Origin of the sequence: Sulfobacillus sp. hq2 (assembly GCF_002903155.1) — a bacterium.
Taxonomy (GTDB): Bacteria; Bacillota; Sulfobacillia; order Sulfobacillales; family Sulfobacillaceae; genus Sulfobacillus; species Sulfobacillus thermotolerans.
The window spans coordinates 1-8,788 of sequence record NZ_NWUL01000027.1; the positions used below are offsets into that span (position 1 = coordinate 1).

General features: G+C 57.7%; 12 protein-coding genes. 8 read left to right on the top strand and 4 right to left on the bottom strand.

Features of this window, described 5'->3' with window-relative positions:
* The coding region (gene iscB / locus CO251_RS04325) for an RNA-guided endonuclease IscB (protein ID WP_103374593.1) at positions 1–1,398 on the bottom strand (1,398 nt) is incomplete at its 3' end.
* A gap of 1,186 nt (positions 1,399–2,584) precedes the next feature.
* Here iscB and CO251_RS04330 point away from each other — a divergent pair.
* From CO251_RS04330 to CO251_RS04360, 8 genes are all read left to right on the top strand, one after another.
* Positions 2,585–4,012: a helix-turn-helix domain-containing protein gene (locus CO251_RS04330; RefSeq protein WP_103374586.1), complete on the top strand. Its 1,428-nt coding sequence runs from the start codon at positions 2,585–2,587 to the stop codon at positions 4,010–4,012.
* 104 nt (positions 4,013–4,116) lie between these two features.
* Positions 4,117–4,320: a type II toxin-antitoxin system HicA family toxin gene (locus CO251_RS04335; protein WP_031942620.1), complete on the top strand. Its 204-nt coding sequence runs from the start codon at positions 4,117–4,119 to the stop codon at positions 4,318–4,320.
* Between the two features lie 18 nt (positions 4,321–4,338).
* Positions 4,339–4,569: a type II toxin-antitoxin system HicB family antitoxin gene (locus CO251_RS04340; protein ID WP_014106981.1), complete on the top strand. Its 231-nt coding sequence runs from the start codon at positions 4,339–4,341 to the stop codon at positions 4,567–4,569.
* A 10-nt stretch (positions 4,570–4,579) separates the two neighbouring features.
* Positions 4,580–4,762: a hypothetical protein gene (locus CO251_RS04345; protein WP_146038980.1), complete on the top strand. Its 183-nt coding sequence runs from the start codon at positions 4,580–4,582 to the stop codon at positions 4,760–4,762.
* Positions 4,759–5,559: a ParA family protein gene (locus CO251_RS04350; RefSeq protein WP_103374587.1), complete on the top strand. Its 801-nt coding sequence runs from the start codon at positions 4,759–4,761 to the stop codon at positions 5,557–5,559. Before CO251_RS04345 ends, CO251_RS04350 begins: the two co-directional genes overlap by 4 nt.
* On the top strand, positions 5,520–6,572 hold the full coding sequence (locus tag CO251_RS04355) for a ParB/RepB/Spo0J family partition protein (protein WP_103374588.1): 1,053 nt from the start codon (positions 5,520–5,522) through the stop codon (positions 6,570–6,572). Before CO251_RS04350 ends, CO251_RS04355 begins: the two co-directional genes overlap by 40 nt.
* A 522-nt stretch (positions 6,573–7,094) precedes the next feature.
* Positions 7,095–7,283, top strand: coding sequence for a hypothetical protein (locus tag CO251_RS17135; protein WP_031942623.1), 189 nt, complete (start codon positions 7,095–7,097; stop codon positions 7,281–7,283).
* On the top strand, positions 7,261–7,527 hold the full coding sequence (locus CO251_RS04360; protein ID WP_158246173.1) for a WGR domain-containing protein: 267 nt from the start codon (positions 7,261–7,263) through the stop codon (positions 7,525–7,527). Before CO251_RS17135 ends, CO251_RS04360 begins: the two co-directional genes overlap by 23 nt.
* On the opposite strand, the gene CO251_RS04365 is transcribed toward CO251_RS04360, so the two are convergent.
* The 3 genes from CO251_RS04365 to CO251_RS18005 are packed head-to-tail and all read right to left on the bottom strand — an operon-like array spanning position 7,524 to position 8,740.
* Complete coding sequence (locus CO251_RS04365; RefSeq protein WP_103374590.1) at positions 7,524–8,222, bottom strand: Fic family protein; 699 nt, start codon at positions 8,220–8,222, stop codon at positions 7,524–7,526. The two genes, CO251_RS04360 and CO251_RS04365, sit on opposite strands and share 4 nt — an antisense overlap.
* Positions 8,206–8,427 carry an antitoxin VbhA family protein gene (locus CO251_RS04370; protein ID WP_103374591.1) on the bottom strand — a complete coding sequence of 74 codons (222 nt, stop codon included), beginning with the start codon at positions 8,425–8,427 and terminating at the stop codon, positions 8,206–8,208. Before CO251_RS04370 ends, CO251_RS04365 begins: the two co-directional genes overlap by 17 nt.
* Complete coding sequence (locus CO251_RS18005; protein WP_103374592.1) at positions 8,393–8,740, bottom strand: ImmA/IrrE family metallo-endopeptidase; 348 nt, start codon at positions 8,738–8,740, stop codon at positions 8,393–8,395. The genes CO251_RS04370 and CO251_RS18005 overlap by 35 nt, the downstream gene beginning before the upstream one ends.
* Positions 8,741–8,788 lie beyond the last annotated feature (48 nt).

Genomic DNA, 8,788 nt, shown 5'->3' on the forward strand with positions numbered 1-8,788 from the left:
CCTCCCTTTCTCTCGATTCGCGGGTTTTTGAGCATACTGCCACCCGTCGCCGCGTTGGAGCAATCGGCAGGATCGCCAAGAGACCTCGATGCGAAGCCCGTCCGCCGTCGTGACAACGAACCGGCCGTCGGTGCGGATCGTCAAGCGCCCCGTCCAGACACCGGCGTTTTGGCCCTGGCGTTTGTCCGCGCGAACCCGATCACCGGTCTGAAAGCCGAAATGCACCTTCTTGCCCGAGAGATATCGAATGGGGAACCCGTATTTGTTCGTGCGACATCGTTGACGATTGCCGCGGCCCTTGGCGGTCCAGATGTGGACATACGCGGGGAGCGCGGTGAACCGATCCGGCGTGCTGGCCCCGACGCACAAGGCGTCGAAGTAGTGCTCTTTGGGCAGTCGGTGCTGAATGCGCTGCATTTTCGTGCGGGCGCCGGACCCGGCTTCGACCGGAAGCCCGGTGGCTTGGAGCTGCTCATACAACCGCCAGCGGGTGGCATTCATCATGGCCGCGTCCTTCAACGGGGTGCGCAGTTGTTGCTGAATGCGGTCCAGGCGGGTCGCTTCCCATTGGGCGCGTTCGCGCTGTTTAGCCCGGTCTTTGCCTGCCACCTTGCGGGCGTTTTGGGCGACACGCCGGCGACGCCCGGGATCGTGCGCCAGAAAGTCGGCCAGCAGGCGGTTGTTTTTGCTGGCATTGCAGGCGGGGCAGGCGATCACCAAATTGGAGACCCGATCGGACCCGCCCAACGCTTTGGGATACACATGATCAATTTGAAGATCGACGTCCCGCGCATCGCAGTAAGCGCATTGCCGATCCCACTTTTCTAACAAGTACTCGCGGATCTCATAGCCCAAGAGCGTGCCCTGTTGATATTCGACCCCGGAGATCAAGGGGTTTTGCATCTGCTGGGTGTCGAATTTCACGTGTTCCGTACTCAGCGCCGTGATCGGAGCCAATCTCCGGATTTTCGCTAAGGCATATAAGGTTTGGTTGACGCGGGCCTCCAGCGACGGAGGCAGCCACCCGGCTTTCCGCTTTCGATTCTGAAAGCGGGGCTTGCGATAGCGTGTGTGGCGGAACCGGCGCCCATGACGCACGTTCCGTCTGGCATCTAGGCGGGCTTTAATGCCCGTTTTGTGAACGATCTCCCCGAAGAAAATGATCTTCGTCCCTTTGGCCCCGTCCAAAATGACGGCCACCCCCGTGGTTTTGCTGCCGGGATCGAGCTTCACCCGCAGCGGTTGAAAGGCGGAAGCTTCCACCGTCCGATCCTTGAGGCGGATCGTGAAGGGCGCTATTTTATGAACGATGGCTCGACCCCGTTCAAGTAACTGGCGCGCCCGCTTTTCCGAGCACGGCATCAGCGGTTTTTGGTGTTTATCGAGAACAAAAACCATGTGACTCCTTCTCCTTTCGGAGCCCCGTAAGGGGCTGGTCACGCCCTCGTGAGAGGGTCTCTCCTCGTCCAGGTTCGAAACGCTTGTCTGGTCCGCGGCACGGCTGGCACTACCCCGAGCTCGCGTTTAACCGCGGGCGACAGAGCCGGGGACTGGAGAAGCATCCCCGGGTGTCCTGACGATTCGAACGGAGTCGCTCCCTCCCCGGAACCGAAAGGCTCCTGTCGATGCGGGCGACTAAGACTGGTCAACCGATGGAGCGTACGCAATGCCGCAAGCTCCGCCCTTCAGGGCGGGGTGGTTGACAAGGGGCTTCGTTAAACACCACCTATCTTCTCCCTGTTGACGTAAGTTCACCGGGCTGCACAATATCCCACCTCCGAAGATACGGGCTATAATGGACGTGAGTGCATGCGCCCAGAGTAAACCCTTTTCTTTCGCGCGACAAATATTCGACGAATCCTTGCCAATCCCTTTCCCAATGGGTTACTATGATTCCAGAGTTTGGGGACAGGCCTCCACGGCACGATGCTTGTCGACACGACACGAATGTCCGCGCAAACGGAAAAACGACCGGCTTCGCAACCGATCGTTCTCCCGCGCCGACACGCCAACCGTTATTACCGAACGGTTTAGCTGTCACTTACTATTGTACCATGTGTAAGTGATAAGACAAGGCTAACCCTCGCAGACAACGGTCTGGCGAGGGATTTTTGCGTGATGACTGTTTCATGCCCCTCCAAACGCAAACACGACCGTTCGCAGCGGCCGTGTCATGAGAGCTTTTCGAAGGGTGGTGAAAAAATTCTACGTCCGTTACGTGGGTAAACATCTTGGCCGATGCCACGTAACCGTTCACGGATTTTCTTAAGTCTCGTTCCCCGGCGTTATCGTCCGGGCCAATATCGCCCAATAGACAAGGAGTAACCGAGCGTTTTTTGATAGTACATCGGTTTTTTGATAGTACACCAGCGTTTTGATAGTACCCCGACGTTATCGTTCGGGCAGACCTCTCTCAAATAGAAAGGAGTGACCGAGGGTTTTGATAGTCTCAAGGCGTTTTCGCAAAAAAATTGCGAAGAACGTCTCGGGCATTCTTATGTCTTTATGATAAGGGCCCGCCGCACACGCGTCAAGCGATTTTCCTGCAAACGACCGTGCCTGCTATCAAAAGCCTCCATACACCATGACATTCTCGCCCAAACCCTCAACATACTCATATACCGATCGCTTATTTCTTCGCTGGGTGGAACAAACTGACTGGCCGGCGAACACCAAACGGGTGTGCCGGGTTCTCTTCGCGCACCAGCGCAAACACGCCCACGTGTATCTCCTGCACAGCACGATTGCCGCGTGGCTCGGGATTTCGGTCGCCACCGTCAAACGCGCCATTCGGTTTCTGGTGAAGCTCGGGCTGCTGCACGTAACGCCCCAGTTCCGGCACGATGGCGGCCAGGGCAGCAACCGCTATCAGATTGTGCCCCGCATCCTCGCCGACTCCACCCCGCCGGCGAAAATCTTCGACCCAGCGGCGACGTCCTCGGCCGCGTACGCGCACGACACACAGACGCCGCCCGTGATGGAACCCCGCCCCCACCGCATCATCAAAGATCAGGGTCCGAGTACTCCTCCCGGGGAGTCAACCGACGGGTCGCATCGCTCCGCCCTATCGTCCGAGACGGCGACGCCCCCACAAGCCCAGGCCTTCGCGGCCAACACACAGGACACGGGTTCTACGGCCAATCCGCCACCCGCCGCCCGGCCTCATGACGTCACCTCCCTCGGAGATATTTTGACCACCTGGGCGGACAAGCACGGGGTTTTAGCTCCCACCATGACCCGGGAGGAGGCACATACTGACCCGGGGGGGCGGGTCACGCCCATGCCGTTAAGTGAGGCCTCGACAGCGCTAGCGGGATCGACCCCTCAAGCTACGGTAAAGAATTTTGTAAAGAAAAAGATCAACAACAGGAATTCTCACCAGGCCAGTGATTCCCATGTCAAAACTGTCCACGGAGAACAGCCTACCTCCGTTGTTGTTCATCCTGAAACCTCTCTGAAGCCGACAACCGACACCAGCCCCTCACGACAACCGGCGCCGACCAGGGACACAGCCCCTCAGGGAGAAAACAGCAAGGCGGCCCCAGAGGACTCCCCATGGATACAAAATTTACTGCGGATTGGCACGCGCGAAACGATTGAGCGCGTCATCGCCTGGTATAGGGCTTGCCCGCCCCACCATCCGGCCCGCCCGAAGCATCCCGCGGCATGGATCTATACAGCGGTCAAACAAAATTGGCAAACGCCGCCCACATGGATGACACCGAAAGCGTCGCCCCCTAGGCGCTACCGCATCGTGAGGGACGAGGAGGCCTGGTCGCCGTCCGGCGACACGACATCGCCCGCAGAGGACACGGAATGGACCACGATTACTACATGGCTGGCCTCGGAGACGGCCGCGGCCCAAGAGTTTTTATCGCAAGTCGAACAGACGTTATACGAGCGCTTAGGGGGTACGTTTGCACGCCAAGCACTCGCGTCACGCGGTCCATTATGGCAAGCTACATGCCGTGAACTGTGGCGCACTAAAACGGCTAGGGACGTCTCCGCGTAACGATCCTGTGCATAGCATGACGCTCTTTAACTTCCAAAGGCCACCTTTTGTTTGACAAATTACGCCTTATTGGGTATAGTAGGAAGAGGTAAGGGGGTAATGTATTGACAGCACGAGAGGTTTTACGCAAGCTCAAAAAATTAGGGTTTGTTATTGACCACGTGTCTGGCAGTCATTATATCCTGATCGGTCCCCAGCATCAGCGGACCGTCGTCCCATTTCATGGCTCACGCGATTTGCGTCAGGGGACGCTTTTAGCCATCATCAAACAAGCCCAGGTCTCGGAAGAGGTATTTCGACGGCTTTGACAAAGGAAGGTGGAGACGATGCAAAAAATTGCCGTGATTTTGGAACCGGCCGAGGAAGGCGGCTTCATTGCGCGTGTACCGGCGCTTCCGGGATGCGTGACGGAAGGCGACACCCGGAGCGAAGCGCTGGCGATGGCGCGCGATGCGGTCATCGGCTACCTTGCGAGCATGAAGAAACATGGGGAGACATGGCCTCCGGTTCTCCCGGATCCGGTGGCCTTTGTGGAAATTGACGACGCCGCACTCTAGGAGGGAAGGCTTGATGACACCAGGAGCGCAGTCGCGCATTGCGATACGGCTGCCGCATGACTTGCGGGCACGCATTCAACGATTGGCGCAGCGGTGGCCCGGTCGCCCCACCGAAAGTTACATGATTCGGTATTTGATTGAACGCGCTTTACCCGATGCCGAACGGGAAAGGATCGAGGATGGTAGCCCATGAAGATTCTCGCGGTGGCCAATCAGAAAGGCGGCGTGGGCAAATCGACTATCGCAACGAATCTGGCCATGGCCATGGCCTTGACGGGAGCTCGGACGCTGCTGGTCGATGCTGACTATCAAGCCAATAGCACAGCAGCCTTCGACGTAACTCCGGATCCTTCACATACGCTCAGTGCATGGTTACCGCGTTATGGAAGAGCGCCGACGCTTCATCATCATCCGACCATGCCCACCCTCGACATTTTGCCGGCGTTTATCACCATGGCCGATGACGAATGGGAGGCGATTGAGACGCGCGTCGATCCCTTAAGTCTTGCCGCGCCATTGCGCACGACCTACGCCACGGATTACGATTGGATGATTATTGACTGTCCCCCGGCCTTAGCCTCTTTCTGGGCGCGAGTCGCCCTGTTGGCGGCGCATCGCATTCTGATTCCGATTACCCCGGGCCCTTTCCCTCTCATTGGCTTTCGGCAATTATTTAACCGGATTGACTACATTCGACACCATGCGCTCAACCCGTCTCTCCGTGTGCTGGGGGTCGTCGCGAATATGGTGGACGTCCGCACGATGTTTGGTCGCGATGTCCGCGCTTTATTGACGTCTATTACGTCCGACGCGATGATCTTTCGGACAGAAATCCCGGTAGCGGCCAGTCTCGTGAACGCCCAAGGACGCGGACACACGATTCTAGATGACGACCCGCAAAATCGTGTCGCCTATACATTTGTCGCGCTCTTAGAGGAGGTGTTGGACCGATGGGACAAGCCAAACGACCTGATGCCCGGAACCAATTAGCGCAGATGCAAGAACGCATGCGCCAAAATGTCAAATATGCGGGGCCGGATAGCGCACTCCCGGCATCTCTCGCGCACCCTCAGCCATCCATCACAAAGCCGGTTGGCGCAACGGATCACAATGAAACACCCGGAACGGTGATTCACAGTATTCCGCTGGACCGCATTATCGTACGCGAGGGCTTTAATGTCCGCTCGGAAGTGCTTGAAGACGAGGAGCTCAACGCATTAGCGCAAAGTATGAAGCAATTAGGCCTCATGCATCCGATTACGGTGATCGCCCAGGATGATCACTATGCGGTGGTATCCGGTCACCGGCGCTTGCAGGCCGCCTCCTATCTCCAATGGACCACCATTCCTGCGGTGATTCAGACGTGGGACGAGTCGACACAAACGGTCGCCAATTACGTAGAAAATCGACACCGCGCGGCCGTTAGTCCGTTTGATGAAGCGCGCCGCGCTGTCCTACTCATGGAACGCCACGGATGGTCTCTCCGCGAAACCGCGACCCAGTTGCACGAAAGCTTGGGACGGTTATCCGCATTGGTTCGGATTTATCGCAATCCGCAGCTTAGAATGGCCATGGAATCGGAACGTCTACCGCTTCGTTGGCTCCATCGTTTCACAGTGCTCGTCGATCGGGAGGGCGTCGAGCATATTCCTGGGGCAATTGAGGCGTATCTGACGTGGATTACGAAAGAGCATCCTACCTGGGAACGCTTTTTAGAAGCCTTAGCCACAACGCAAGCACAGGGGACGTTGCCGGAGGTGTCACGGCGTGCTCCCACGCCCTCGTCGCCCGTATTTGACCGGGTGTGGACGTCCGCGCAACATCTCGCGCAGTTAACAGCGCGTTATCAAGCCAAGCTCTCGCCGGATGAACTCCTGAGTGTCGCACAGGCGCTGATCACCCAAGGGGAATTACTCGCGGACGCGGCTCGGCGCCGCGCAGCTCCTGTTGTAGCAACCGATAGGTCCAACACTTCGGATGCGCAGCAGGGTGTTCAACGTTGAACACAGGACCTCATGAGCCAACAAATATCCCAATCGTCGCCCAGTATTCGGGATCGGGCCTAAAGCGCTGGGGGCGCAATACCGAACGGGACTGTTCAACGTTGAACAGTCTGGAAGGCCAGATCTCTCACGCCACGCGCAGGCTACGACAAATCAAAGACTATGCCCCAGCGAAAAGAAAGGTCGTGCGATGCATAGAGAGACCTATGGATCACCCCATTGGGGACTATTGAGCCATTGGGAACACGGTGCGTGTACGGCGAGACAGGTGCGCGGCGTAATCGACTTGTCAGGGTGTTCAACGTTGAACACAGGACCCTAGGGAAAGAAGATGCGTCAACGCAATACGAGCTCTTTACGCCACATGGGACAAGGGAGGGCGGCCGCGTTTTGCTTGCGATAGCGTGATCGGATAGTTGGCCGTGCTCGGAGACGCGGCAGGTCAGGTAGTGGAAGCGCTCCGGATCATGTTCTTGGCGCGTGTTCAACGTTGAACAGGGTGACTACAGAAGGAGGCCACGGATGAACAATCCCATATATATTGATACAGACTTCGCCCGCATCACGGTCGCTCCGAAGGGGACGCAGGATCACGAGTTCCTCCTGGAACATGCGCTACACCAGTTGATGGCTGCCTATCGGGAGATATATGGGTATGAGGCGACGGTTGCCGTCCTGGACAAGCTCTATGGCTATCACGGACGCGCATAACCCGCGTGAGTGGGCAGGGACGCGCGTTGTGCCCGCACAGAACTGCTATCGGTGGTATCGGGTGTGGGTGCAACCCGACCTGTTTAACGACTGGGTCGTCTGGACGGCCTGGGGACGGTTAGGGTCCGCTCAATATCGCCAACGCCTTTACCCGGTGGCCGACTGTGAGAGCGCAGCCGCCTTGGTTCAGCACATCATTGACCGCAAGATCCGACGAGGCTACCGTTCTCACCCGTCATTTTAGTCGCGCTCTGGCTCCGATTCTCTCGTCTGTCTCACGCCACGGTTGGGAGCCCGCGCCGTCCATTCTCGCATTAGGGTCTCCAATGACGCGTATGACCGAAACCGGTGGAGCATCACATAGGCTTCGTACTCTACGAGATCTTCGGTCATCATCGCCCGGGCTTGCGAAAGATGAGGAAACGCCCGCGCCATCACTTCCTTGTCCCGAGCGATATACAACCGATCCCGGGCAGCTTCAGTGTGCTTACTTAGGCCCCAATCCAGCACAAAACCGGCCTGACGGGCCCATTGCCGCGTAAAGGTTCGTAAGGTGCGGCTATTGCCTTCGACGAATGGATGCCAATAATCGAGGTCACCATAGAATTGCGCCAGGTATGATGCAAACTGCGCCAAGGACATTCCTTGTGCATCGCGCAGGCTCCTACTGGAGAGAGCGCGCGTTAGGCCGGCATCCACCCGGTCGCGTGGAGCATACGGCACGTAATATCGGACTCCGAGGGATTCGAGGACGCGGGCTTTCACATGGGTAGGAGCAGGGGGCCGGAACTGGCCAGGATGGTACTGTGGTAGATCCTGAAAGATACGGCGGTGGACCTCACACAAATGCGCCACATCAAACGCGCCGCGCACAGGGTCTTGTTCCAACTCGGTAATTCGGATAGCCACAAGAAACGCTTCATCAATGGGCGGTTCCATGCTCCGTGGCCACCTTCAGAGCCGCTGCTTTGAACTGTCGCCAATCCAGCTCCCCGCGGACATATCGTGCGAATAGGGCCTCCGCTTCGGCGTTCAGGTGCAATCCTTCTAGGCCGATGCTATGCCGCGCAAAATCCACGGCCTCTTGACGCTTTGTACGTTCCGCCACGTCAATTCTGACGGGGGTCGACGACTGTGCCATCATAACTCCTCCTCTCCCTACAGTATACCGCGTTTTGGCGGTGCCCGATGCCTAATTCCTGCATCCGCCAGGCCACGGCCGGTCGACTCAAGCGCAGGTGTCGTGCCAGCGCTGCTGTGTCGGTACCGAATTGGCCGTATAAACTCCACATTAATTCGGCCGGCATGAGAAATTCGCGCGCAAAACTATCCGCTTCCCGTTCCATAGGCTCATTCCGTTGGGTGGGATCCCGATGCCATAGGCCGCGTTGTACGTGGCCATGTTGCAGGATATGTGGTATCAGCAGCTGCCCAATTCTTGGGACAAATATGGACAACCGCTATTCACGGCAGCCCCTTTCCGGAGGATCCTCGTGTGGAGGAAG